The sequence below is a fragment of the Micromonospora sp. RV43 genome (genome assembly GCF_001029515.1).
GTDB classification, from domain to species: domain Bacteria; phylum Actinomycetota; class Actinomycetes; order Mycobacteriales; family Micromonosporaceae; genus Micromonospora; species Micromonospora aurantiaca.
In genome coordinates this window covers 79965-105044 of sequence record NZ_LEKG01000004.1, presented here as the reverse complement: position 1 = coordinate 105044, position 25080 = coordinate 79965, and the positions used below count along the sequence as shown (strand labels likewise).

The following is a 25080-nucleotide window of genomic DNA, read 5'->3' as shown; positions in this document are numbered from 1 at the left end:
CCTCGCCCACCGTCTGCGCTGGTCAGACTGGCGGCGCCAGCATCAAGCCCGAGCCCGCCAAGCCCACTACACCCGACGCCTCAACCTCGAACTCCAGCCATGATCCCGAACGGCGGCTGCCGTACTAACCTCGACGAGCACCAGCGCCCGAAGGCCCGGTGAGCACCTGGCCCAGCCAGAGCAGGTCCACCTCGCGGCCGATCAGCAGGGGCGCCGCCACCCCGCCCGCGCCCGGGCCGGCCACATCGCAGCCATTCCCCGGCTGCATCGGTGGACGGCCTGCCGACCCACCGCACACGTACGGCCAAATCTCGCCCTGCCCAGCCTGACCGTTTCCAAGGGCGGAAAGGAGGTTTTACGCTCTCAGATCGATCGGGTTGAGATATAGCACATTGTCGTTTGCCGTTGCATAATGTCCGCTGCACGCATGGTCGCACCATCGGTTTCCGATGCAGCGACGTCGACCGAAGGGAACCGATTCCGTGAAGCAGGACCACTCACCTGTGCTGCCCGGCGACGGCGCCACGGACTATGCGCGCTACATGCGACTGAACACGCTGCTCGCCCTGCAACGACGGCCGGACGAGATGATGCACCGCGACGAGTTGCTCTTCCAGGTGGTGCACCAGTCCACCGAGTTGTGGCTGAAGCTCATCGCCGCCGAGTTGGCCGAGGCGGTCACCCGGCTGCGCGTCGGCGAGCTGGCGGTGACCGAGTCGCTGCTGACCCGGGCGACGTTGGGGATCCGACTGGTCACCGACCAGCTGGAGATGTTCCGGCACCTGTCCCCGGCCGACTTCCAGGCCATGCAACCGGCGCTGGGTAAGGGATCCGGGGCCGAGTCACCCGGATGGCGGCAGGTCCACGCTATGAGCCGGCAGCTCGGCCGGGCGTTCGCCGAGCACCTCGAAGTCCGAGGAATTGAACCGGCCGCACTGGGTCGGCCGGATCCCGCCGACCCCGTCCAGCGGCTCGCCGAGGCGCTCATCGAGTGGGACGAGCGGGTGTCGCTGTGGCGTATGCGGCACTACCGGGTCGCTCTGCGCGTCGGGGGCCACGATCCCGGCGGCGCCGAGGCGACGATGCTCGCCAAGCTCGTCGGGCACCGGTTCTTCCCTGCACTGTGGCGGGCCCGCCTGAAGCCCTCCGACGGATCCGCTAACGAATCACAGGCCGACCAACGTTGACAATCCTCGTTCACCAGTAATTGTCAATTTTCCTCACCCACCTGCGTAGCGACCGAAATGTCGAGGTGCGGTTTCGTGCGTGAACTGACGAGTTGGCTGTCCGGCGGCGGTCAGACCTGCCGTTTTCCGTACTCCGCCGTGCTGGCGGAGTTTCACCGGGTCGGTAAACACTTCGTCGAAAAGGAAGTGCTGGCTCTGCTCGACCAGGCCCGTACGCAGCTGACGGTGCCGGCGACCACGCGGGAGCCGCAGGCCCGGCTGCTGGGTGACTTCCTCGACGTCGCACTCGATAAGTGGGACGGCCGGTACGACTACCGCAGCTATCTTGCGCTGCGACTGCTCCGGCTGCCCGGCGGGGACGACGTCGCCGGCCCGTTCGGTGCGCGACGGGACCGGGACCGGCTCCTCGTTCGCCTGGTCGCCGACGTGCTGGCCTTCGAGTTGACCGCCGCCTCCGGTGCCACCGACCTGCTGCCCGAGCGGCGCCCGAGCCGGGACGTGGTGTCCAAGCGCTACCGGCTCGGCGTGCGGGCCGTGTCACCCGCTCTCGCCCGGCTGGGCATCGCCGGGATGGTCCCCGGCCGGGAAGCTGTGGCGACCCCGGACGAGCTGCGGGCCGTCGCCGCCGACGCCGATCCCGCCGGCGAGTTGGCCCTGCGGCTGACCATGCTGCCGGTCCATGTGTCGCACGACGAGTACCTGTTCATCCGGGTGCTCCAGTCGTACGAATGCCTCTTCGCGGGGGTCGCCGAGGAGCTGCGCGCCACCATCGCCGCCCTGACCGCCGGCCAGGCGGGGCGGGCGACCGAACGGCTGGCGTACGCCCGACAGCAGCTCACCGCCGCCGGGCCGCTGTTCGCGCTGCTGGCGACGATGCAGCCGGAGGCGTTCCGGACGTTCCGGGAGTACACCGCGGGGGCCAGCGCCATCCAGTCCCGCTCCTACAAGCTCATGGAGTCGCTGTGCCGCACACCCGAGGGGTCGCGATTGGACTCGGCCGCGTACCACCAGGTCCCGGAGGTACGCGAGCTGGTGCACGCCGGCCAGCCGTCGATCGACGACGCGTTCCGGGCGGCGGTGCGTGACGGCCTGCTCGCCGCGCCCGAAGGCGGGCGGGTCGAGGAGGAGATGCGGTCGTTCGCCGCCGCGGTATTCCAGTGGCGGCGCACGCACCACCGGCTCGCGACCCGGATGCTCGGCCCGCGGGCCGGCACCGGCTACACGGAGGGCACGCCCTATCTGGCCGCCGCCCGATCCATCCCGGTCTTCACCTCCGTCGCCTGCGAGCCCCGACCCGTCCCCCATCGCGCCGACCAGAGGCAGCCCTGAGTGAGCCCACCGCACCGGAACTCCGACCTCGATACGCCCGAGTGCCTCGACGCCAGCGCGCACGCCGCACTGCGCGCCGAGTTCCCCCTGCTGAGCACCGGCGTCTACCTGAACAACAACTCGACGGGCGCGGTGCCGCGAGGCGCGGAACAGGTGCTCACCGGCTACTGGCGGACGCTGCGGAACTGGCGGGACGAGGTCTGGCAGGACTGGCACGCCGGCCTCGACCGGTACGCCGACTCCGTCGCCGCGTTCATCGGCGCACCGCCGGGCAGCGTGGTCACCGACGCGAACCTGAGCACGCTGCTCGCCCGGGTAGCGTCCTGTTTCGACTATCGTCCGCCGCGGAACCGGATCGTCACCACCGATCTGGAGTATCCGACGGTGCCGTTCATCTGGAACGCGTTCCGTCGGTACGGCGCCCGGCTCGACGTGGTCGGCTCGGGCGGCCCGCGGTTCGACGAGGACGCCGTCGAGGCACGGATCGACGAACGCACGCTGCTGGTGTGCATCCCGCACGCCAGCTTCTCCTCGGGGGCCACCGTCGACCTGCCCCGGCTGGTGCGGCGCGCCCACGACGTCGGCGCGCTGGTGGTCGTTGATGCCTTCCAGAGCGTAGGGGTCATGCCCATGGACGTGACGGCGCTCGGCGTCGACGTGGTTCTCGGCGGCGCGCACAAGTGGCTCTGCGGAGTCGGCACTGCCTTCCTCTACGTGCGCCCGGGTCTGGTGCCGCAGCTGGAGCCAGCGGCGACCGGCTGGCAGGCCGGTGACCGGGCCTTCACATTCCAGCCGTCGACAGGCTGGGCCGGTGGGGCCCGACGGTTCGCCGGCGGGACGCCGTTCCCCCTGACCTCGTTGATCTCCCAGGTCGGCCTGGATCTGCTGGCCGGGGTAGGTGCCGGCCCGATTCGACGGCACTCGCTCGCCTGCACCCAACGGATCCTGGAGCGGGCCGCGGTGGCTGGCATCGACGTGGTCAGCCCGACCGAGCCGCACCGGCGCGGTGGCGTCGTGTGCCTGGACGTCGCCGACGGCGAGGCGGTCAAGCGGCGGTTGGTCGCTCGCGACATGGTCTGCAGCTGGCGGGGCTACCTGCGGGTCGGCCCGCACGTCTACAACACCCTCGACGAGATCGACACGTTCATGGACGCCCTGGAAGAGGAGCTGAAACGGTGAAGGTCACGCTGTCCCCACGCGCGCTGATGAGTCTGCTCGCCAACGGGCCGAAGGCCATGGACGTGCTGGAGACCGCGCTCGGCACGGGTCTGCTCGACGCCTTGGAGCCCGGGCCGGCGAGCCTCGGTGAGCTGGCCGCCCGCTTCGACGTGCGGCCCCTGCGGCTCTACAAGTTCCTCGACTGCTTGGAAAGCCTCGGTGTCGTTGAGCGCAGCGAGCCAGGTGACGACATCGCGATGGCAACGTACCGTGCGGTACCCGGCCTCCGGGATGCCGTCATGGCGGTCGTCGGCCCCGGTGCTGTCGAACGTGACCGGGACCGTTACCCCTGGCGGTTGCTGCACGGCCGGCTGGCCGAGAGCCTGCGCGGCGAGGTGAGCATGAGCGACGACGACTTCGCCTGGCCCCCGAAGACCGACGAACAGACCGCCGACTTCGAGCGCAGCATGGCCGTCGGTCTCGGTCCGGTGATCGAGACGATGCATCGCAACGCCAGCCGGCTGTGGTCGGACCGGCGCCGTCTGCTGGACATCGGCGGGGGTGACGGCACGCTCGCCGCGCACATCCTCGACGACGCGCCTGGGCTACGGGTCGACGTGTACAACCTGCCGGCCGTGGCTCCGCTGGTGGAGGCGACCCGGACCCGCACCGGGCATGTCGACAGGCTGGGTTTCGTCGGCGGCGACTTCTTCGCCGAGCCGCTGCCCTCGGGCTACGACGCCATGGCATTCGTCCGGGTGCTGCACGACTGGCCGAACGACGTCGCCCGCCGGCTGGTCGAGAAGGCGTACGCGGCCCTCGAACCGGGCGGGCTGCTGGTGATCTGCGAGGAGTTCCGCACCCCAGACCGCCTGGCGATGCAGTTCTTCTGGAGCTACTTCCTCATCGGGGTCGACAGTTGCGTCAGTCGGCTGCGGGAGGTGGAGTTCTACACCAGTCTGCTCAAGGAGGTCGGCTTCGACCGGGTGGCCGTGCTGCCCGGCGGCTGGGAGCTGGCCTGCGGGCACAAACCGGTGGCCGAAGCGTGACCCGCCCAGCCGGCGTGACGGTGCGGGCGTAGCCGCACCCGCCGCAAGTCGTCCCGGGCTCACCGTTGCCGGCCGGCGCGCCCGTCCCTGCGGCCGTGACGGCCGATCCGTCCGGCGCATCGGCGCGGAGCTCGGCGTCGCGCACCGCCCACCGTGTCGCCGTCGGTCAGACACGTCCCAGCGCTGTGCGGCACCAGCGACTCCGGCAATACACCTAGGTGAGCGCGTGCACCAGTGCGGTCGCCGCTCCGGCCAGGAGGGCCACACCCGTGCCGGCACCGACGACGGCGCTGGGGGTGAAGTCGCACCGTCGGGCGACAGGGACGCTGACGAGCGCGACCAGGGTGACGAGCGCGGCCCAGATCGCGAGGGCCGGATACCCCAGAAGCGGCGCCAGGGGGAAGAAGTGCAGGCCGACGATCAGGGCGATCCAAACCGGAACCAGGGAGGTGCGGCCGGCGCGCCGGAGCCAGATCGCGCCGACGGCACAGAGGACCACCTCGATCAGGACGATCACCCCGAAGACCGGCCCCGTCCTCTCGTCCACGGAACTGCCCTTGTCCCAGGTGCGTGCGGTGACGATGCCGCCGATGATCGCTGCGACCAGAGACAACACCGAACCGATGCCGAGCCACGGACGCCACGCCTTGGGCGGTGCCTCCTGCGCCCAGCCGAACCAGACGATCCCGAAGACCCCGAAAATCGCGGCGGTGGCCGCGGCGTTGGCCGCGAATTCAGCATCCATCGGCGCAGTCTAGGTGCAGATGACCACCGCTCCGAGCGGTGCCCGCACAGGCGCCACGACGCAATGTCGCCTAGGAAACACGACCAGGACGGCCCGCACCAGTGCGTCACGGTGGACGGCACCCCCGGTCGGCCATATGGGACTCCGGCAACCGCCAGTCCGACCAGACGTGGAGCTTCCGCTGACGTCCGGGTGGTGACCGGCTCTCGTCCCGTCGATCCGCCGAGACGGGCGCGACGGCCGCTCAACTGGGGGATGAATCGAGTTCAATCTATTGACAAGGATTGTTTACGGTTTCAGGCTGAGAGCGCTCTCCCGCGCCGCCTCCGGTGCGTCACGAACAACCGGAAGGAGTTCGATGATCAAGACAACTGCGCTGCTCACCGCTGCGATGCTCGGCCTGTCTGTCCCGGCCGTCCCCGCGGCGGCTCACATCGCCCACCAGTCCGAAGCACGGCCGGCCGTGGCGGGCCTGCCGCTCGGCATGGCCGCCGCGATGCGCCGCGACCTGCACCTGACCGACGATCAACTCACCGCCCGCCTCGCGGCCGAGGCCGCCGCGGCGGTGGTCGACCGACGGCTGCGCGGGCGCCTCGGCACCGGGTACGCCGGCTCGTGGCTGGAGACGGACGGCCCGCTCACGGTCGCCGTCACCGACGCCTCCGCGGCCGACGCGGTGCGGGCCGAGGGAGCCCGGCCCAGGCTCGTCCCTCGGACGCTCACGAGCCTGACATCGGCGCGTACCGCCCTGGACCGGAGCGCCGCCGGTCAACCGCCCGGGGCCGCCGTCCGCGGCTGGTACGTGGACGTCGCCGCCAACCAGGTGGTGGTGCGGGTGGCACCGGGACAGGAACGCACCGGCCGAGCGTTCGTGCGCGGCGCCGGCCTCGCCGACGCGCTCGTTCGCTACGCGCCTGCGCCCGACGCGCCGCGCCCGATGTACGACATCCGCGGCGGCGACCAGTTCGTCATCAACGGCAACGTACTCTGCTCCGTCGGCTTCGCCGTGGTCGGCGGGTTCGTCACCGCAGGGCACTGCGGAGCCGCCGGCAGCCCCACCCGCGGCTTCAATAACGCAGCCCAGGGCACCTTCGCCGGCTCGTCGTTCCCGGGCAACGACTACGCCTGGGTCCGCACCAACGCCGACTGGACGCCGCGGCCCTGGGTGAACAACTACGCCGGCGGCAATGCTCCCGTCGCCGGGTCCCGGGACGCGGTGATCGGCAGTTCCGTGTGCCGGTCGGGACGCACGACCGGCTGGCGGTGCGGCGTACTGCTGGGCCGGGAGGAGACGGTCAACTACGCGCAGGGCGCGGTCTACGGGCTCAGCCGCAGCAACGCCTGCGCCGAGGGCGGCGACTCCGGCGGCGCCTGGCTCTCCGGCGACCAGGCCCAGGGAGTCACCTCCGGCGGATCCGGCAACTGCACCACCGGCGGCACCATGTGGTTCCAGCCGGTCAACGAGATCCTCGGTGTCTACGGACTCAGCCTGGTCACCACCGGCGGGGGCGGCTCCGGCACCCGGATCATCAGCAACTGGAACAACAAGTGCGTCGACGTGCCGAACTCGAACTTCTCCGACGGAGTCCCGCTGCAGGCGTGGAACTGCAACGGCACGGCCGCGCAGGGGTGGACGTTCACCGGCGGCAGCCTGCGCACGCAGAACAACAAGTGCATGGATGTCGCCTGGGGCTCCCGGGACAACGGGGCGGTCATCCAGATCGCCACCTGCAGCGGCAACGCGGCCCAGCAGTTCGTGCTGTCCGCCGCCGGTGACCTGGTCAACCCGCAGGCCAACAAGTGCGTCGACATCAAGGACTGGAACGGCAGCGACGGTGCCCGGTTGCAACTCTGGGAGTGCGCCGGCACCGCCAACCAGAAGTGGCGCACCGGCTGATCCGAGGCGTGACACGGCGTCCCGTCCGGGCCGGTCCGAGGTGGGCCGACGGCGTCCCGCCGTCGGCCCACCTCGGCGGCCACCTCGGCAGGCATGGCGGATCGTTCGCCGGGGAATACTGCCGGGCATGGCCTCGTACTCGGTGAATCAGGCGGCTGTCGTCCGCGCCCGGCGGCTCATCGAAGCGCGCCAGTACGTCCTCGACAGCGACTGGGGCGTCGTCCAGCCCCGGGCCACCGACGAGAACAGCTACCTCGACAAGCACTCGTGGCACGAGTACGGCGAATGGTTCCTCGGCCGTACCGAGGGTGCGAACGAGGAGACGAAGGCCCGGTACGCCTTCGTCTACGGCGACTTCCGCCGCGTCCACCGGTCCGGTCTCGTCGCGTGCGTCCACCGCGCCTCGGAGTGGCGGCACAAGGACGTCGAACTGGCCGCGCATGACCTGCTGCAACTGCTCGACCAGATCGCCGGCTGACCCTGCGCACGGGGGTGGACCGGACACACGCGGGACGCCGGCCGCTACTCGAAGAACTTCAGGCTCCAGCCGGTGTCGGTGTTCGGCCCGGGGACGTTGGCCCGCCGGTAGGTGGTGTTGCCCCACCAGCAGAACGTGCCGGTGTACCAGAACCTGTTGCTCCAGGTGTAGGGCGTTCCCTTCGGCACCGCGTGGAACATCAGCGGGAATCGCGGCCCGGCCGGCGGGCTGGTGGCGATGTCGCCACGCAGCAGCACGAAGGTGTGATGCCCGGGGCCGTTGACGTAGAGGGTCGGATCCCAGCCGGACATCATGGTGGACCGGTTCGAGCCGAACAGGCAGCCGTTGGACTTGTACCAGTCCCACACGTACGTCGGGTCGCCGCCGGCCCGCAGTCGCAGGTCCGCGAGACAGTACTGGTCGCTCCAACTGCCGTTGGCGGAGTAGACGATGTGCAACTGGCCGTTCGGGTCCCGGATCGGCTCCGGCCCCTCGTTGATGAACGGGTTGCCGACCACCCGCTCCCACGGCTCCCGCGGCTGGGAGATGACGTAGCGCGCCCCGACCGGCGTGGTCGGGCTGCTCATCCTGGCGAGATAGATGTTCTGCTCGACGTTGGTGTCACCGGCCCATCCGGACCAGACGAACCAGCGCTGTCCGTTGAACGTGAACAACGACCCGTCGATCGCCCACTTGTCGTCCGGCAGGGCCAGTTTCTGCTCGGCGCTGTACCCGCTGTCCGGCGATGTCGAGCTGATCACGAACGTGCGGCGGCTGCTGCCCGCACCCAGCGCGAAGTAGATGTAGTAGCGTCCACCGTCGAGGACGATCTCCGGTGCCCAGACGCCGCCGCGGCCCCGCGTGTCCGTCCACACCTGACGCTGGGCCGCCCCGCCCAACTGGTCGGGTGACGAGGCTTGGCGAACGGCGATGCCGTCGCCGACCGACTGGGCGGAGATGTAGGTGCCGCCGACCCGGATGACGCTGGGATCCGCCGCACGGATGCTCTGCGCGGCTTCGGCCGGCGAGTCGACGAACCCCACCTGCCACAAGCCGGCTGCGGCGAGCAGAGCGGCGACGAGGAGCGTGCTGAGCATCCGCTGTCGTCTCATGGCATCGTCCGGTTCCCGTTGGAGTCGAGAGGCGGCTGACCTCCCGGCGCACGAGAGCGCTCGCCCAGACTGACCAATCGACGCTCGTCGTGTCAACCGTCGATCCGGATCGAGCGCGGGTGGGAGCAACGGGCCGATCGCCACCCGGTGCGCGACCCGGAGGGTCGCGGCTGCGGATCGGCTAGTTCTGGAAGCGCCAGGTCTGGTTGGACTGGTCCACGCCGCAGTGCCAGATGATCAACTGGATGCCGTTGGCGGTGCCCCAGGCGTCCGCGTCGAGACACTTGCCCGACTGCGGGTTGCGCAGATTGCCGTTGACGAACTGCCACTGCTGGCCGCCTGCGGTGTTGCAGGTCCACTGCTGGACCCGGGTGCCCTCGACGGTGCCGTTGCCGGTGACGTCCAGGCACTTGCCGGTGCGCGAGTTGACCAGTTGCTGCCCGCGCCACGTCCACCGCACCTCGGGGCCACCGTGGCAGTCCCACAACTGGATCTTCGCGCCGTCGTCCGAACGGCCGCCGGAGACGTCGACACAACGGTTGGAACCGGCGCCGATGATCATCTGACCGGCGGCCGGGGGTGGCGTCGGATCGACCGGTTCCAGGGCGGTCCCCCGGTAGATGCGGTCGAGCAGGGCGAACAGCGCGGTGTCGTACCGGGACAGTTCGGCGCGGGTGTTGATGTTGTTGTGCATGCCGTCGCCGCCGGGCGGGCCCTCGCGGTTGAGATCGAAGTAGGACTGCACACCCTCCGCCCAGTACTCGCCGACGTTGCTCCCCGCGTAGGTGTTGTTCCAGAGCCCGGTGGAGCGGGCGCGGTTGTAGGCGGAGTCGAGTTCGGGTCCGAACCTCGGGTCGACGAACCGCAGCGACCATCCGTCGACGGTGTGCCCGAACTCGTGGATGTAGACGTTCTCCGCACCCTGGTTGTCGATCAGGTTGGCCTCGGTGCCGACGGTCAGCGGCCCGCCCATGCCGGCCCAGTACCGTTCGTCCCACGACGTGCCGTGGTCCCGGAAGATCTCCGGGATGGAGCTGATCTGCTCACTGCGCGCGATCATGACGATCCGCACGTCCCGCCGGTACATCTCGGCGACCGCCTGCGGATTCGAGGACACGATGGTGCTCGCCTGGCGTGCGGCCTTCAGCAGGGTCGAATCCGCGATCGCCGCCGAACCCAGGATGGGCACGGAGTATCCCGTCACCGGATCCCTCGGGCCCTCCACGTACTTGGCGTACCAGCGCGTGTCGAGCCGGAACCGGTTGACGACGGCCTGCGGCACCGGCCGCTGCACCACCGCGTTCGCCACCACGCCGGCGGCGGCACCCGGCATGCTCGCGGTCGGAGGGCCCGGAGCCGGGGCGCTCCCTGCCTCGGACGCGCCCGCCGGCACCGCCCCGCCGCTCGCGACGGCTGCGGAACTGGGCCCGCCCACTGCCACCGCCACGGGGGCACACAGCACGAGCGCCCCCAGCAGAATCATCCGTCGAGCCATGCCCGATCCGAATGTCGACCCGGTTGGTGACGTCATCGCGGCAGCCCCTTCCCGAACTGTCACGGGTCCGAACGGACCGCGCCTGCTGGGCAGTCTAGGAAGCGGATAATGACGTCCGTGCATGTTTTCGAAACGTTTTCGGGCCGGCCGGCACGTACGATGCGACAGGCGCGGCGACCGCGACGTGCCGGTGGCCCGCCCGCAGGGTGCGGTCGGCGAGCCACCGGTAAGCGCCCGTCAGCCGTTGTCGATCAGGCCGGCGATCTCGTTGTAGATCAGGTGTGCCTTCGCCCCCTGGTTGGACGGGCACCCACCGAGGTGGTGCAGGGCGATGACGCGGTGGTTGGCGTCGAGTACCGGGGAGCCCGAGTTGCCGCCCGAGGTATCGCAGCTGTAACTGATGTTCCAGGCGTTGTAGTTCGCGTTGCGCACCGTGCAGACGCCGCCGTTCTGCGTGTCCTCGTAGATCGACAGCCGCTTCGGGCTGCCATCACCGTGCCCGGGCACGTACATCCGCGTACCGGTGCTGGTCGCGGTCGTCCTCAGGTAGAGCGTGCCGAACCCCTGGATCGCGGCGAAATTGTTCACCGAGTAGAGCGCGTAGTCCAATTCACCCGAGCCACCGCTGCTCACCCGGTAGAGGGTCGCACCGCTCACCTTCGTGCCCGGGCCGGGGTTGCTGCCACCACAGGTGGCGCACTGGTAGTTGAACTGCGCCTCGCTGGCGCTGACCGCGGACTGGGTCGAGAAGCAGTGCTTGTTGGTCAGCATCCGGTTGGTGTTCCCGACTCGCCAGGTGGTGCACAGTCCGCCGCCACCGATGAGCAACCGTGCCACCGCCCGCCCACGGGCGTACTCGGTGGGGTGGGTGCTCTGGTAGCAGACCACGTCCCGGCGGGCGTCGGTGCTACAGACCGACGTGGTCGAGAAGTTGTGCTGGGCGATCTCGGCCTGGTCGTACCCTCGCCAGAACCGGTCGATGTCGACAACCGCGCGAGCGGGCCGCGCGCTGTGCAGCGTCACCACGGCGGTGTCCCCTGTCACGGACATCGCCCAGAAGCCCGGCCCGCCGTCGGTGGTGTAGTCCGAGCCGGTCGCCCGGTCGAGGCTCCGGTCGTACCGGTAGGTCTCCCGGCCATCCGGGCTGGACACCGTGACATAGTCCCCATCGTTCAGCCGCAGGGCGCTGAAGTGGACCTTGACGTACGCGGCGCCGGGATGCCGGATGAGCTGACGCGCACCCGGCCGGTCGGCGGTGCGGGCGGTGTCGAGTGTGCGCAGTTCACCCACAGTGGTGACGCCCTCGGCGGAGAACTGTGCCGCCTCCGGCGCCCGGACCGACGCCGGAGCCACCAGCCGGGTCGGATCCGCCCCGGCCGCGGACGCCGGCAGCATGCTCACCCCGAGCGCCCACACGCCGAGCACCACCGCCGCGTATCGCGCACCTCGCCGCAACATGCCTCTCATCCGCATTCCTTTCCGAGGAACGGCGAATGCCGTCCCGATGGGCTCCCTCGCACGAACATTTATAGAAGGATATCGATTGATGGCGAGATGCGGTACCGCGGATCGGTGGCCGGCCCGGCAGCGACGTCGGTTCGTGTGGCTAGCTCGCCGGGACGGGCCGTCGTTCGGCATCCGCCTGCCGTGGCGGGCGAGCGCGTCGCGGTTGTCCACCTGTCGTCTGCTTGCCGATGGCACGCTGGGACCGGTGTGGTTCCCGGCTGTCGTGCCGGGGCTGCCGCAGGCCGAGGGCGACGCCTGCGGCGACGAGCAGGGCTCCGGCGATGTCGGCCGGGCCTGCCTCGCCGATGCCGAGGCCGACGGTGGTGAGCAGTGCGCCTACCGGGACGAGACCGGCGAACAGGCCGGCGCGGTCGGCGCCGAGGTGGCGCAGCGCGTCGTACCAGAGGAAGAAGGCGGCTGCGGTGACGATCGCGCCGAGGTAGCCGAAGGCCGCCGCCTGGCCGGGTGTGGGCAGCCGCAGGGAGGCCGTACCGTCCAGGGCAAGGCCTGCGGCGAGCAGCATGGGCACGGACAGGGCGGCCGGATAGGCGGCGACCCGGAGTGGGCCGAGTTTGGGCAACAGGGGAACGGCGAGCAGGGAGAAGGCCACCTCGCCGGCGAGCGCGCCCAGCGACAGGAGCAGGCCGCGCAGGCTGCCCGAGCCGAGGCCGGCGGCGACGGCCGCGCCGAGCGCAACCACGAGCGCGGCGCCGACGGTACGGGCAGCCGGGCGCTGGCGTTCCATCATGGGGCCGGCGAGGGCGAGGACGAGGGGAACGGCTCCGATCACGGTGCCGATCATGGCGGGGCCGGCATGCCGGGTGGCTTCCACAAGGAAGAGGTTGAATCCGGCCAGGCCGGTACCCGCCAGTGCGATCAGGAGCAGGGCGTCGCGGGGGGTCAGGCGGACGCGGGGCGGGCGCCGGTGACGCACCACCGCGAGCAGGATCGCTGCGGCGAGCGCGTAGCGCATGGCCTGTCCGGTGAAGACCGGGTAGTCGGCGATGGTGGCGGAGACCGCAGCCGAGGTGCCGACGAGCAGCATCGCCGAGGCCGCGGCGAGGGGAACGGCAGCGGATCTCATGCGGCGCGCTCCGGCCCTGCGGTGGTGGCCAGGACCTTGCGGGTGATGCGTTCGGCGATGGCGGCGACCAGGGTTCGAGGGCGGCGCGGTGTCAGGTGGGCGGTGAGGGCGTTGCCGAGTCCGGGGGCGACGTAGCCGCGGTCGCGTTCCAGTGCGCGCAGGGCGGCGCGAACCACCGGTTCCGGTGTGGTCATGGAGCCGGTGACGGCTGCCCGCCGGGTGCCGATGGTCTCGAAGAACGCGGTCTCGACCGGGCCGGGGCACAGGGTGAGCACCCGGATGCCGCGGCCCCGGTATTCCTGGCGCAGGGCCAGGCCGAAGTTCAGCACGAAGGTCTTGGCCGCGCTGTAGACGGCGAAGTACGGCGACGGCTGGAAGGCGGCGTTGGACGCGACGTTGATGACCGATCGGTGGCCGCGCTCCAGCATGCCGGGGACGAGGTGATGGGTGAGGTCGACGAGCGCGACGACGTTGACCATCAACTGGTCGTGGTCGCGAGCCGCCGATATCTGTTCGAAGCGGCCGCAGGTGCCGAAGCCGGCGTTGTTGACCAGCAGGTCGACGTCCACTCCTTGGGCGGCCAGCCGATCGGCGACGCGGCGGGCCGCGTCCGGTTCGGCGAGGTTCTGGACCAACACGTGGGCCTGGACGCCGTGCGCGGTGGTCAGGCGCTCGGCGAGGGCGGCAAGCCGGTCGCCGGAGCGCGCCACCAGAACCACATCGCGCCCCTGGGCGGCGAGCTGCGTGGCGAACTCCGCGCCGAGGCCGGACGACGCTCCGGTGATCAGGGCAGTGCTGGGCATCAGTTTCTCCCTCTAGGCGTTCTCAACTGAGAGCAGACGGTACCAGTAATCGCATGAACCGCAACACTACAGATGCGGTTTGTTGTTCTACTGCATCAGTGATGTATTGTTCATGCGAACAGTGGTCGTGAGGGAGACGCAATGGGTGAGACAGCGAGACGATCGTTGAGGGCGGACGCGGAGCGCAGCGTGCGCGCGATCCTGGAGGCCGCCGAGCAGATACTCGCCGACGAGCCCGGCGCCTCGTTGGAGCGGATCGCCGCGGCCGCCGGCGTAGCTCGCACGACGATCCACCGGCGGTTCGCCAACCGGCAGGCGCTGATCGACGCGCTGGCCCTCTCCGCAGCCCGCCAGCTCGCCCAAGCGATCGAAGACGGCCGGCCGGACACCGCACCGCCATTGGTGGCGATGCACCGGATCACCGTCAATGTGCTCCAGGTCAAGGGTGCCTGGACGTTCGCCCTGGAGCTGCCGGCAGAACCGGATAGCGAAGCCGCCGCCCTCCACCAGGACATCGACCGCCGCTGCGTCACCGTGCTGAAGCGGGCCCAGGACGACAAGCTCATCGACGAGACCGCCGACCTCGACTGGGTACGCCGGGTCTACTACGCGCTGCTCGGGGAGTCCCTGCACAGCAACGGTGACGAGGCCGATCCGGACACCCTCGCCGTCCGCATCATCGACACCCTGCTGCACGGCGCGGGCCCACGCGCCTGAGCCGGGAAGGCAGTGCAACCTCGAATGGCTACCTTGACTGCCCGCCAAACTCTGCAAGTTAATATCAACATTAAGTCAAGTGCGGCTACGGAATCCATGTCCATCGGTGAGCTCGCGGATCGATTCGGCCTGGCCACGCACGTGCTCAGACACTGGGAAGCGATGGGCCTGTTGTCCCCGGCCGAACGGATCAACGGGCGGCGTCGCTACACCACGGCTCACATCGCCCGGGTCGCGGTGATCGTGCGAGGCAAGGCCGGCGGGTTCAGCCTGGAACAGCTGCGCGAGGTGCTCGACGCGCCCGACCGGCCCCGTCGCCGGATGCTGCTGCGCGAGCAGCACGCTGAGCTGGAACGGCGCATCGAGGAGATCGAGGCGTCCAAGACGTTGATCGAGCATGCCTTGGACTGCGAGGTGGCGGATTTCACTCGATGCCCGGGCTTCCGCCGGCTGGTGGAGCGGCTGACCGATACCGCCGACGTCGTGCCGCTGGCGCCGGCAGAGCAGGCTCCGCCCGGACACGCGGGTGTCGGGCCGTCGTGCAGGTCCTGAAGGCTTCCGCACGAGCGGTGGCGGCTTCGCAGCTGGCGACCTCCGGCGGCGCAGACGAAACCAGCGCCCATCGGCAGGGCACACGTCGACGGCGGCCACCGCCGAGCCGAGGCCGTTCCGGCGACTCACCGGCGGGTGCCGATGCCGTTTCGCCACCCGGCCTGCGACGTTCTTCTGACCGCAGGCAGATGTTCACTCCACGCGGCTCGTGAACTCCTACGTGGTTGCCGTCACCGGATCGGGCCACCCGTCATCCAGACCGGTTCAGGCCGGCGGGTCGGGGTGCTTCCCGTCCGTGCCGACATCCTCCGTGGCGCCGTCGGCGTCGACGTAACGCGAGGGCAGGTGCTCGTCCGGCTGGCCGGCCTGCGCCACCGTGTGGTGCGGGTCGCCGTCGGGCGAGAACAGCACCTGATCGGTCTTGGCGCTCTTCTCCTGCTCTTCCTCCGGTGCGGTCACGAGTATCTCCTCCAATGCGCGGGTTGGCACCTCCCGAGCCTAGGCAACCCGCGACGGCAGAACAGACGATCCCGCAAGGCGCTGCGGTGCCGCCCGCCGGGCGGGCCGACCAGTCCCCGTTCACCGCGGCCTGCCGGAGGCGGAGCGCGGACCCCGGCTGGATCACCCTTGCCCGGCCCGGAAAACACAACCTCGTGCGTGACACGCCGGACGAGTCGGCGGAGATCCGCTCGACGTCGTCACCGGCCGTGGTCCCAACGGCGACCGCGCACATTCCGCGTACATTCTCCGCCCATCCGCGGCCAGTGTCTTGACTTCGTTTTCACGCGCCCAGATAGTCGAGCGACGGCGACATGGGATTCGCCTGAATGAATGGTTTGTGGCAATCCCCCACCCCACACGGAGGGCATGTGATCTCGAGAAGGAACCTGCTCCTCGCCGCCGGCGCAGCAGTGGCCAGCGCCGGGCCCCTGGCCCGTCCGGCCGTGGCCGCGTTGCCTCAGGTCGACATGGAGGCGCTGATCAAGGCGGCACAGATCGACCCGCGCCGGGCCGGCACCGCGCTCACCGAGGGAGCCCGGGACAGCGTCCTCGAGGTCGAGCGCGCCCTCCAGGCCAGAGGGCTGCTGTCGGCCACATACGTCGACGGGCACTTCGGCACCAGCACGATCGCGGCGTACGCGGCGTACCAACGGTCGCTCGGCTACTCCGGCCTCGACGCCACCGGCCTGCCCGGCCCGACGTCGCTGCGGCTGCTCGGTGAGGGGCGCTACACGGTGGTCAGGGCGATCTCACCCGGCAGCGTGGTGACGTTGCGAGGCGTGCTGGTCAACACCCGGACCAGATCGATGCTGTTCGAGGCCGAACGCCTCCTCGGCCGTCAGCTCGGCATCACGCAGGGCTCGTACAACACCGGAGTGGGCACGTCCGCTGGCACGCACGACGGCGGGGGCGCCCTCGACCTGTCGGTCAGCGGGCTCTCCTCGGCCACCCGGACGGACGCGCTGCGCCGGCTGCGCACGGTGGGTTTCGCCGCCTGGCTGCGCACTCCGGACCAGGGTGACTGGGGCTATCACGTCCACGCCGTCGCGCTCGCCGACACCGACCAGTCGACGGGTGCGCAGAACCAGGCCGGCGACTACTACCTCGGCCGCAACGGCCTGGCCAACCGTGGCGCGGACGACGGCCCGGCGGTCAGCCCCAAGCGGACCTGGGAGGAATACCAGCGAACGCTCTGACTACGGACCGGAGCGATTCGCGACCAGTGCCGCCCTCTTCTCTCCTATTGATGCCTACAATTCCGGAGGAAATTGCCCATGCGTAGCAGCCGCATCCTGCGTGGCGTCGTGGCCGTGCTGACCACGGCCCTCACGACCGCCGCGGTCGGGGCCGTCAGCGCCACCGCCGCCTCGGCCGCCGTCAACACGTCCCCCGCCTTCCTGGTGGTCTACAACAACAACATCGAGAACTGGCTGCCCAGCTCCTGCGCCGACGGCAAGATCTGGGACCGGCTCATCACCTACATCAAGGGGCGGCCACTGAGCCCCGACATCTTCACTGTGCAGCAGGTCTCGAACCAGACACAGCTCAACGCGCTGACGCAGCGGCTCTCCGACGAGCTGCCCGGCACGTACGCCGGCCAGATCGCGATCGCGAGCCCGGGATCGATGGGCTACACCAGCACCTGCGGCAAGATGAAGAACCAGCAGACCAACGCGGTGATCTACCGCTCGGACCGGTTCACCTACGAGGCCGCCACCCGTTGGCGCTCGGACGCGCCCGAGAACTACGACGCGGGCACCGGCGGGTGCCAGAACCTGGAGCCCACCAGGAGCAGCCAGGACCGCGTCCACAACATTGCCGTCCGCCTGCACGACCGGGTGGCCGGCCAGGACGTCTCGGTGGCCTCGATCCACTGGCCGACAAACACCTGGCACGGCCCCAAGTGCGCGGACGAGAACATCAAGGAGTCCGACGAGGCGATGGGCCGGCTCGGCGGCGACCTGAAGATCGTCGCGGGCGATGCCAACGCCGAACCCGACGCCGCAGGCTGGTGGAACGACGCCAGGACCTACGGGTACCGCGACCCGATCGCCGAGAAGTGCGGCAGCCGCAACTGCTCCTCGGCGTACGACACCAACGGCAGCCGACGGATCGACTTCCTGCTGGTCAAGAGCGGAAACGGCTTCAACAACGCCGGCACCATCGACACGTCGCTGACCGGCGGCGCGTACTCGGATCACCTCGCCGTCGCCGCCTACGTCAACTACTGACAGCCGACCCGGCGGCACCGCACCGCCCGCCGACCGCGCCCGGAGCCGGTCGGCGGGCGGTCGCTACTGTCGGGCGGTCGCTACCTTGACCGAACGTCTAGGCTCACCACGTCCGTAGGCGGACAACGATCGAGGGGTCGTGGGGGTTCGCGGTTATGACGCTCGGATTCGGCCTGCTGGGGCCGGTCACCCTGTGCGTCGACGGCATCCCCGCCGCACTGCCGAGCGGCCGTCCGCATCCTGAGACCGTTCATCGTCGATTCGCCTGTCCTCGCCGAGAAGGGCTGGAACAGTGGGCGGGTGGGCAGCGACGGGGATGCGACCACATCCGGGACGACCGGCTCGGTCCAGGCTCAGGGCGCCAAACACGGTGGCGTGACCCTCCCGGAACTGTTCCTCGATCTGGTCTTCGTCTACGCCTTCATCAACGTCACCGATGTCATGGCGAAGGGCTCAACCATTGGCGCCCTCCTCCAGGGCGGAGTGATGGTCCTGCTGCTGTGGCGGAGCTGGGCCGGATGGGCCTGGGTGGGGAACCTGGTCCGGCTCGACTCCGGGCGCCTCCCCGTCGCCGTGTTCGCGGCGGCGACCGCGATCCTGCTCGTCGCCATCACCATCCCGAAGGTCTTCGTCGACCGTTCCGGCGGGCTCTTCGGTCCCCTGGTCTTCGCCCTCGGCTTCCTGGCCGCCCGGACCGGGTCGCTGCTGGTCATCTCCCGGGCAGAGCGGGGCTTCGGCAGCTCGCCCACCGCGGTCCGGCGTGCCTGGCTGCCATTGGCCGGCAGCGCCCCGGTCCTGCTGTGCGCGGCCCTGCTTCCCTACCGGCTCCCGGACACCACTCGGGCCGAAGACCTCCAACTCGCACTGTTCGCCGTCGCGATCGTCATTGACTACCTCGGCCTACGGGCAACGGGCACGGAACGGTGGCAGTTGACGTCGGCGAAGCACTGGGCCGAGCGCCACAACACGATCATGCTCATCGCGCTGGGCGAGACGATCATCTCGATCGGCACGAGCCGCGGCTTCTCCGGGGACCCTCCGATCACCTGGTCGGTGCTCGCCGGCTCCGGCCTCGGCCTCGTGGTCGTGGCGTTTCTCTGGTGGGTGTACTTCGACATCGCCGCGCCCGACGCCGAGCACGCCCTGGAGCACACGTCGAGCAACGCGCGGTCGCACTTCGCACGGGACGCCTACACGCTGTTGCACCTACCGATGATCGCCGGGCTCATCCTGATGGCCTTCGGTCTCAAGAAGGCACTGAGCGCCACCCCGCCTGAAGCCGCCGTACACTGGGCCGGCACCTACCACTCGGCGCTGTACTGCGGCGTCGCGCTGTACCTTCTCGGGTTCGTGGCGTTCGAATGGCGCACCGTCCGCCGGGCCGGGCGAGGACCCGTCCTCGCGCTGGTGCTCGTCGCGCTTCTCCTCCCGGTCACCCGGCACCTCACGGCCCTGGGGTCGCTCGCGGTGCTCGCCGGCGTCCTGGTCGGTGTGGTCCTCGTGCAGGTGACGCTGCTGGGCCGCCGTCACCGTCAACTACACTCCGTGGTCGCGGCGATCGCGGGCCGGGAGGTCGGCGCGAGTCCGGAGGAGCTTTTTCTCGATCTGGTCTTCGTGTACGGGTTCATCCAGGTCACAGTGCTGATGACAAGGCATCAGTCGCTGGTCGGAGTGCTTCAGGGAACGGCCGTGCTGGCGCTGCTGTGGGCGTCCTGGGTCAACTACACCTGGCTCACCACGATGATCCCTCGTGCGGGGACCGCGTTGCGCCTGGTCGTTCTCGCCGCGGTGGCCCTCACCCTGATGCTGAGCATCGCCACACCCCAGGCATTCAGCTACGTTCCCGGCGGGCTGCCCGCTCCCCTGATCGTCGTCACGTCCTACGTGGCGGTGCGTCTCCTGCACCTGGTGTCGCTCTGCCTGGCGATCCGACGCGACGACCTGCGCGCTGCGGTGCTCCGGGTCGCCATACCCGTCGGCCTCGCCACAGCGCTGCTCCTGTGCGCGATTCTCGCCGCCCCCACCAGCGGCGACCCGCTGACCCCACTCACCACCGTCTGCTGGCTGGCCGCCATCCTCGTCGATCTGGGCGGCGGATACCTCCTCGGCGTCCGTAGCTGGAAGGTGCGCTCCGTCAGCCGGTTGACGGGCCGCTACAACCTGATCATCCTCATCGCGCTCGGCCAGGCGATCATCGCCATCGGCACGACCATCGGCGAACTCCCCCTGTCGGTCGTCAACCTGCTCGCGGTCGTGCTCACCGCCGGACTGTTGTCCGCGCTCTGGTGGACCTACGTCGGCACCGACATCGCCCTGACCGAACGGCTCAGTGCGCTGCCCACCACCGGGCGATATGCCCTGGTCCGCGACGCGTACACATCGCTGCACCTGTTCCTGGTGGCCGGGCTCGTGCTGATGGCCTCCGGGCTGCGGACCGTGTTCCTGCAGCCCGGACACCCGGATGGCGCCGCCGGGACGTTCGGCCGGATCGCCCTGGTGTGCGGACTCGCGACCTACCTGCTGGCCAACCAGCTCGTCTGGTTCCGCTCGCGGTGCCCGGTCCGCCGGCGGCAGGCACTGAACCTGGCCGTCGCCCTGCTGGCCCCGGCGACCGTGCTGTTGCCGACGCTGTGGGCGCTTGTCGTACTCACGCTGGCGCTCGTCCTCACCCACGCGTTCGCGGGCAACGGCACCTTCCGCCGGTGGCGGTGACAAACCGACCTCGCAAGGGTCTCCGGGCGCGGGGCCCCCGGTCGTCGGGACAGCGCGGATTGGCCGGCGTTCTCCGAGGGGATACGGCCCTTCATGGGCAAGCTGGGTTGGCTACGGACGCGGTCGCCGGTGAAGCTGGCGGGTCCGCATGCCGAGCGGGTGCAGGGCCTGCTGGACAGGTGGCGCCAGCAGACACGGACCACGCAGCGGGATCGCAGGCGGCAGTTGGCCATCTACTCGGTGGTCGCCGTGCAGGCGGGGCTGGCTGCCGGCCTGGCGTGGATCGCGGCGCGCCAGATCGGCATCAGTATGCGTAATCCGGTCTTCGCACCGATCGCCGCAGTCGGCACCGTGGCAGCGGCGGTGGGACAACGCCTCCGTCGGGTCGTGGAGCTCATCGCCGGTGTCGGTCTCGGCATCGTGACAGCGGACGGGCTCTTGCTGCTCATCGGACGCGGCGCGGCACAAACCGCTCTGATCGTCACCGCCACCATTCTGATCGCGATCGCCCTGACCGGACGCGGCGGCCTCATCACGCAGGCCGGGGGAACCGCGGTGCTGGTCTCCTCGATCGAGCCGGCCGCGCCGGTGGCGCTGCCCCAGTTGGTCAACGCCGTGATCGGGCTGGTCGTGGTGATCGTTCTGTTTCCCCTCAATCCGCTGCGGCTCGTGCACAAAGCCGCCGCACCCGCGATGAGCCGGCTGTCGGACCAACTGTCAGAAGCGGGACGCGCGCTGGCCGACCGGGACGCCGCCCGTGCCCAGGCGGCGCTCGACCAGCTGCGGAACATGAGTGGCGATCTGGCGCGGCTGTCCGACGCGCTGCAGGGCGCCCGCGAGGTGGTGCGCTTCTCACCGCAGCAGCGACGATGGCGCAGCGCCCTCCAGCAGTACAGCGACGGCGCGGAGCATCTCAACCGGGGGATGCTGGCCAGCCGCGGCCTGGCCCGCCGGTCGGTAACCCTGATCGACGACGGGGAGCCGCTCCCACCAGCGCTCCCGGATGCCGTGACCAGCCTCGGTTCGGCCGTCGGGATTCTGGACCGGGACTTCATCGCGGGCCGCGAGCCCGATCAGTCGCGCCAGCACGCCCTGACCGCTGTCTGTCAGGCGAGTGAGGCATGCCGCAGTGGCCTCGGGTTGTCCGGCACAGTGGTCCTGGGACTGATTCGGACCATCGCCGGGGAGCTCCTGCAGGCGACGACGATCGAGCGCGCCGACGCCAACCGCATGGTCCGCCAGGCGGCGAGCTGACACGCCGATCCGCTGCCGGTGGCGGCTAACCGTGGTCCTGGGCGACGTTCGGGACGGAGGTGGCGGGTCAGGCTGGCCGGCTGCGCAGCCAGGTGCGGTACCGGCGGAGCGCGAGAGCCTGCAGCGCCGTCTCTCTGGCGAGGGCGAACGTGGGGTTGCCGCCGGGTCTCGTCCGCCGCCCCGCGCCGAGACGGCGTAGCTGGGTAGCCACGCCGGGAGCTGCGCCGCCAGAGGCAGCTACAGCGCCGATACCGGCACGGGCACCAGGCCGCCGGGCACATCCACGTGCCCGGCGGCCCGGCGTGGCGTCAGCGCCGGCCGGTGAGACGGAAGGCGTCGAGGACGGTCTGCTCGACCGTGTTGCCGCCCGCGTCCTCCGCCCGGGCCCTGATGCTGACCGTGCCGGTGGTGCCGGCCAGCCGGGGTACCTGGTAGCTCGCCGTGTGGTTCCCGCCGCCCGTGGCGGTCACCGGGAGCTTCTTCCAGGAGACCCCGCCGTCGGTGCTGATCGAGAGGTCGACGCGCTTCACCACCGGGGCACCGGGCACCTGGTGGTACGCGGTGACCCCGATCCGGTGCCGGCCGGGGGCGGTGACCGCGTCGCCGACGTCGGTACCGGCGTCGTACCGCAGGAACAGCAGGGGGTCGGCGCGGCACGGGCTGCCCGATCCCTCGGGGCACAGGAACCCCTTCGGCGGCTCGTCGCGGGCGACGGCGCCGGACGTGAAGGTCCACGCCGTCGTGGTCGTGCCGTTCTCGGCCGTCAGCCGGTAGCGCCGGGACTCGGCGGGGAGTTCGTAGGTGGCACCCCAGATCATCGAGTCGGCCTGGGGCAGTTCGCGGCCGTCGGCGTACAGGTGCAGGTTCTCAGGCTCAAACACGTACGCCCCGGTGGCGTGGTCCGGTTGCGCCCCGGAGACCAGGAACGTCAGCGGGTAGAACGTGTTGCCCTGCCGGCAGAAGCCGCAGACCTCGGTGGACCAGTCCCCCTCCCACTTGCCGGGCTGGGATCGGAAGACCTGCGGGGACAGCTCCGGCACGCCGGGCACGAGAGGCCGCGCGGTCCACCGCGCCGTGGCCGGCCCGGCCCGGTTCGTGACGTCGACGCTACGGGCACCCGGCTGTCCGCCGAAGGGCTCGTAGAACTGGTTCCGGACGAGGTCGGGTGAGACCGGGCCCCGGTAGGTGGTGAACCGGACGCTGTCGGTCAGGTAGCTGTACGGGACTCCGGCGACAGCGGTCTCGTTCGGCCGGAAGGCCGAGTAGATCAGGCTGGCCGGCTGCGCCCGGGTGCCGTGCAGCGCGGTGTCGGCCCGTACGAGCTGCCGGTCGGTGACCTGCGTGTGCAGGGAGGACGGGATCCGTCCCTCGTGGTAGACGTGCAGGGTGTAGACGTACGGGCTGACCGAGTCGTAGCCCGAGACGTCGATCTTCACGGGGCCCCGGCGCAGCAGGCCGCGCAGGTTCTCGGCCTCCCCCGGTGAGACGGAGGCGTACGGGATGTCGGCCGCCTCCTGGGACTCGTCGTACCACCAGTCCGGCTCAGTCGGCAGGAGACAGGTGGCGGTGGGCCAGGGCCCGCCGGTCGAGATCGGTTCGACGAGCACGCCGACCGCGCCCGCTGCCCGCGCCCGCATCAGCTGCGCGGGTCCGATCTGGCACTGCCCACCCGCGGGCTTGGCGGCGTCGATGCGCACCAGGACCAGCCTGCCCCGGGCGTCGACCCGGCTGAGGTCGGCGTCCCGCCCCAGCCCGGCATCGACCAGTTCGAGGGTGTGCCGGCCGCTGAACCGGGCCACCTCCCAGCCGGGGCGCCGGTACCACTCGGCCGGCAGCGTGGCCTTCAGCTCGACCCGCTTCGGCCGGGTGACCGCCATGGTCACCATCGGCTTGCCGAGCACCCAGTTGACCCCGAGGTGGAAGGTGCCGACAGTCACCGGGGCACTGGGGATGGCCCAGAACCGGGAGTTGCCGTACCCGGTGAAGCTGAGGGTGCCGCCGCCCCGGCCGTCACCGTAGGTGCGGAACGTGGTCCGGGAGCCGATGAACCTCTCGGTCGGCCGGGGCGTGCCGACGGTCAGCTCCCGGGCGGCGTCGGCGTCGCGCGTCAGGGTGGTGTCGCCGGTGACCGTGAACTCCGGCAGTTCCAGGTTGAGCTGCTGCTCCCGGCCGTCGAGCCGGAAGATCGCGTGGCCGCCGGCCTCGTAGGTGCCGGGCGGCACCTCGAAGGTCGCCTCGAACGTCGTGCACGGATCGCTGTCCAGGCACCGTGCGCTGACCGAGTCGTACGCGGACCCGGTCGCGGTGCCGGCGACCTGCACGAGCTGGAAGCCGAAGATGGGGCAGATGGTCATGAGGAGGGTGCCGCACTGGAACGGTTCGCCGTTCTTCCTCTTGTAGACCTGGGTGACCCGGTACTTCGGCTGTCCCGTGTCGGTCTGCGGTGCGGCCCTCTCGGACCGGAGCCCGGTGGGCCAGACCGCCACCGCGCCGCCGCCGAGCTTCGGGGTGACGCGGCCGAACAGGTAGTCGCTCAGCCCGCCTGCCGAGTTGGTGCCGCGGAGTGCGGCCCAGAACGCGGCGGCCCGGCCCGGTTCGACGCGCAGGTCGACGGTGCCCTGGTCCGGGTGCTTCGCGGCCGTGGTCGCGCCGGGCAGGCCCGACACCCGCTTGTCCAGCGCCGCCGCGTCCAGCCGGTCACCGAACTTGGCGGTGACGCCGAGCGGGGTGTTCTCGCCACGCTCCAGCCGGACGGCGAGCCAGCCCACGTCGAAGATCTTCCGGTCGACGACGCCGCTGGTGACCAGTGCCTGCGCGTCGCTCGGCAGCGCGTGCAGGCGAGCGTCGGTGCCGCCCGGTCCGGTGCTGACCGTGACGTCGATGGTCGGGTGGGTTCCGTCGGCCCGTGCCGCCGGGAACGCGGTGACTGTGTACCGGCCGCCGTCCCGGGTCAGGGTGACCTCGTCGCCGGTGATCAGGGTGACCCGGTAGGTCTGCCGGGTGAGCCCGGGAAGGGAGACCGCCCGCAGACCGTCCTGGGCCGCTCCGGCTCCCGCCGGGGCGGGGAGTGCCGGTGCGGGGCGTGCCGGCTCGTCGGGCCGCGCGGTCGCGGCGGTGGGCACGCTCATCAGGGTCACGATCGCCGTGGCGGCGGCGAGGAGACGTAGCCGATGTCTCCGCCGGAGGCGGCGGTCGGTGCGTGAGGTGTTCACGAATGGCTCCTTGAGGCAGGTGGGCTGGCGGAGTGGCGGTGCGCGGCGTCGTCCGGCA

General features: G+C 70.5%; 20 protein-coding genes. 12 read left to right on the top strand and 8 right to left on the bottom strand.

Going from position 1 to position 25080, the window contains the following annotated elements; all coding sequences use genetic code 11:
- Window positions 1-482: 482 nt before the first annotated feature.
- The 4 genes from ABD52_RS02570 to ABD52_RS02555 are packed head-to-tail and all read left to right on the top strand — an operon-like array spanning window position 483 to window position 4723.
- Window positions 483-1187 carry a tryptophan 2,3-dioxygenase family protein gene (locus ABD52_RS02570; protein ID WP_030274719.1) on the top strand — a complete coding sequence of 235 codons (705 nt, stop codon included), beginning with the start codon at window positions 483-485 and terminating at the stop codon, window positions 1185-1187.
- A gap of 57 nt (window positions 1188-1244) precedes the next feature.
- Window positions 1245-2516: a tryptophan 2,3-dioxygenase family protein gene (locus ABD52_RS02565; protein ID WP_047890636.1), complete on the top strand. Its 1272-nt coding sequence runs from the start codon at window positions 1245-1247 to the stop codon at window positions 2514-2516.
- Complete coding sequence (locus ABD52_RS02560) at window positions 2517-3695, top strand: aminotransferase class V-fold PLP-dependent enzyme (RefSeq protein ID WP_047890635.1); 1179 nt, start codon at window positions 2517-2519, stop codon at window positions 3693-3695.
- Window positions 3692-4723 (top strand): methyltransferase, encoded by a 1032-nt coding sequence (locus ABD52_RS02555; RefSeq protein WP_030274725.1) that lies wholly within the window; start codon window positions 3692-3694, stop codon window positions 4721-4723. The genes ABD52_RS02560 and ABD52_RS02555 overlap by 4 nt, the downstream gene beginning before the upstream one ends.
- A 214-nt stretch (window positions 4724-4937) precedes the next feature.
- Here ABD52_RS02555 and ABD52_RS02550 read toward each other — a convergent pair whose 3' ends face one another.
- A complete protein-coding gene (locus ABD52_RS02550; RefSeq protein ID WP_047890634.1) occupies window positions 4938-5468 on the bottom strand; it encodes a hypothetical protein in 531 nt (176 codons plus the stop codon).
- 358 nt (window positions 5469-5826) lie between these two features.
- On the opposite strand from ABD52_RS02550, the gene ABD52_RS02545 reads away from it, so the two are divergent.
- The gene (locus ABD52_RS02545; protein ID WP_047890633.1) at window positions 5827-7365 is read left to right on the top strand and encodes a ricin-type beta-trefoil lectin domain protein; all 1539 of its coding nucleotides are present in this window, start codon (window positions 5827-5829) and stop codon (window positions 7363-7365) included.
- Window positions 7366-7492: 127 nt separating this feature from the next.
- Window positions 7493-7843, top strand: a complete 351-nt coding sequence (locus ABD52_RS02540; protein WP_047890632.1) for a hypothetical protein — start codon at window positions 7493-7495, stop codon at window positions 7841-7843.
- Between the two features lie 44 nt (window positions 7844-7887).
- Here ABD52_RS02540 and ABD52_RS02535 read toward each other — a convergent pair whose 3' ends face one another.
- From ABD52_RS02535 to ABD52_RS02515, 5 genes are all read right to left on the bottom strand, one after another.
- On the bottom strand, window positions 7888-8940 hold the full coding sequence (locus tag ABD52_RS02535; RefSeq protein ID WP_152748173.1) for a glycoside hydrolase family 43 protein: 1053 nt from the start codon (window positions 8938-8940) through the stop codon (window positions 7888-7890).
- A 196-nt stretch (window positions 8941-9136) separates the two neighbouring features.
- Window positions 9137-10288 (bottom strand): RICIN domain-containing protein, encoded by a 1152-nt coding sequence (locus ABD52_RS02530; RefSeq protein ID WP_047890630.1) that lies wholly within the window; start codon window positions 10286-10288, stop codon window positions 9137-9139.
- Between the two features lie 399 nt (window positions 10289-10687).
- Entirely contained in the window at window positions 10688-11917 is a 1230-nt protein-coding gene (locus ABD52_RS02525) for a serine protease (RefSeq protein ID WP_047890653.1), read from the bottom strand.
- Between the two features lie 139 nt (window positions 11918-12056).
- A complete protein-coding gene (locus tag ABD52_RS02520; RefSeq protein ID WP_082171180.1) occupies window positions 12057-13040 on the bottom strand; it encodes a DMT family transporter in 984 nt (327 codons plus the stop codon).
- On the bottom strand, window positions 13037-13843 hold the full coding sequence (locus ABD52_RS02515; RefSeq protein WP_047890629.1) for an SDR family oxidoreductase: 807 nt from the start codon (window positions 13841-13843) through the stop codon (window positions 13037-13039). The genes ABD52_RS02520 and ABD52_RS02515 overlap by 4 nt, the downstream gene beginning before the upstream one ends.
- A 189-nt stretch (window positions 13844-14032) precedes the next feature.
- Between ABD52_RS02515 and ABD52_RS02510 the strand changes: the two genes are divergently transcribed.
- Both ABD52_RS02510 and ABD52_RS02505 read left to right on the top strand, forming a co-directional pair.
- Complete coding sequence (locus ABD52_RS02510) at window positions 14033-14560, top strand: TetR/AcrR family transcriptional regulator (RefSeq protein ID WP_200905153.1); 528 nt, start codon at window positions 14033-14035, stop codon at window positions 14558-14560.
- A gap of 96 nt (window positions 14561-14656) precedes the next feature.
- Complete coding sequence (locus ABD52_RS02505) at window positions 14657-15112, top strand: MerR family transcriptional regulator (RefSeq protein WP_047890627.1); 456 nt, start codon at window positions 14657-14659, stop codon at window positions 15110-15112.
- Window positions 15113-15376: 264 nt separating this feature from the next.
- Here the strand turns inward: ABD52_RS02505 and ABD52_RS40055 are convergent, their stop codons facing one another.
- A complete protein-coding gene (locus ABD52_RS40055) occupies window positions 15377-15571 on the bottom strand; it encodes a hypothetical protein (RefSeq protein WP_047890626.1) in 195 nt (64 codons plus the stop codon).
- A gap of 410 nt (window positions 15572-15981) precedes the next feature.
- Between ABD52_RS40055 and ABD52_RS02495 the strand changes: the two genes are divergently transcribed.
- The 4 genes from ABD52_RS02495 (at window position 15982) to ABD52_RS02480 (ending at window position 21810) form a co-directional block, all read left to right on the top strand.
- Complete coding sequence (locus ABD52_RS02495) at window positions 15982-16809, top strand: peptidoglycan-binding protein (RefSeq protein ID WP_047890625.1); 828 nt, start codon at window positions 15982-15984, stop codon at window positions 16807-16809.
- A 78-nt stretch (window positions 16810-16887) separates the two neighbouring features.
- Window positions 16888-17844, top strand: a complete 957-nt coding sequence (locus tag ABD52_RS02490) for a hypothetical protein (RefSeq protein WP_047890624.1) — start codon at window positions 16888-16890, stop codon at window positions 17842-17844.
- 375 nt (window positions 17845-18219) lie between these two features.
- Complete coding sequence (locus tag ABD52_RS37330) at window positions 18220-20556, top strand: low temperature requirement protein A (RefSeq protein ID WP_053065277.1); 2337 nt, start codon at window positions 18220-18222, stop codon at window positions 20554-20556.
- 93 nt (window positions 20557-20649) lie between these two features.
- Window positions 20650-21810: an FUSC family protein gene (locus ABD52_RS02480; RefSeq protein ID WP_053065276.1), complete on the top strand. Its 1161-nt coding sequence runs from the start codon at window positions 20650-20652 to the stop codon at window positions 21808-21810.
- A gap of 308 nt (window positions 21811-22118) precedes the next feature.
- Here the strand turns inward: ABD52_RS02480 and ABD52_RS37325 are convergent, their stop codons facing one another.
- Window positions 22119-25022, bottom strand: a complete 2904-nt coding sequence (locus tag ABD52_RS37325; RefSeq protein WP_053065275.1) for a PA domain-containing protein — start codon at window positions 25020-25022, stop codon at window positions 22119-22121.
- Window positions 25023-25080 lie beyond the last annotated feature (58 nt).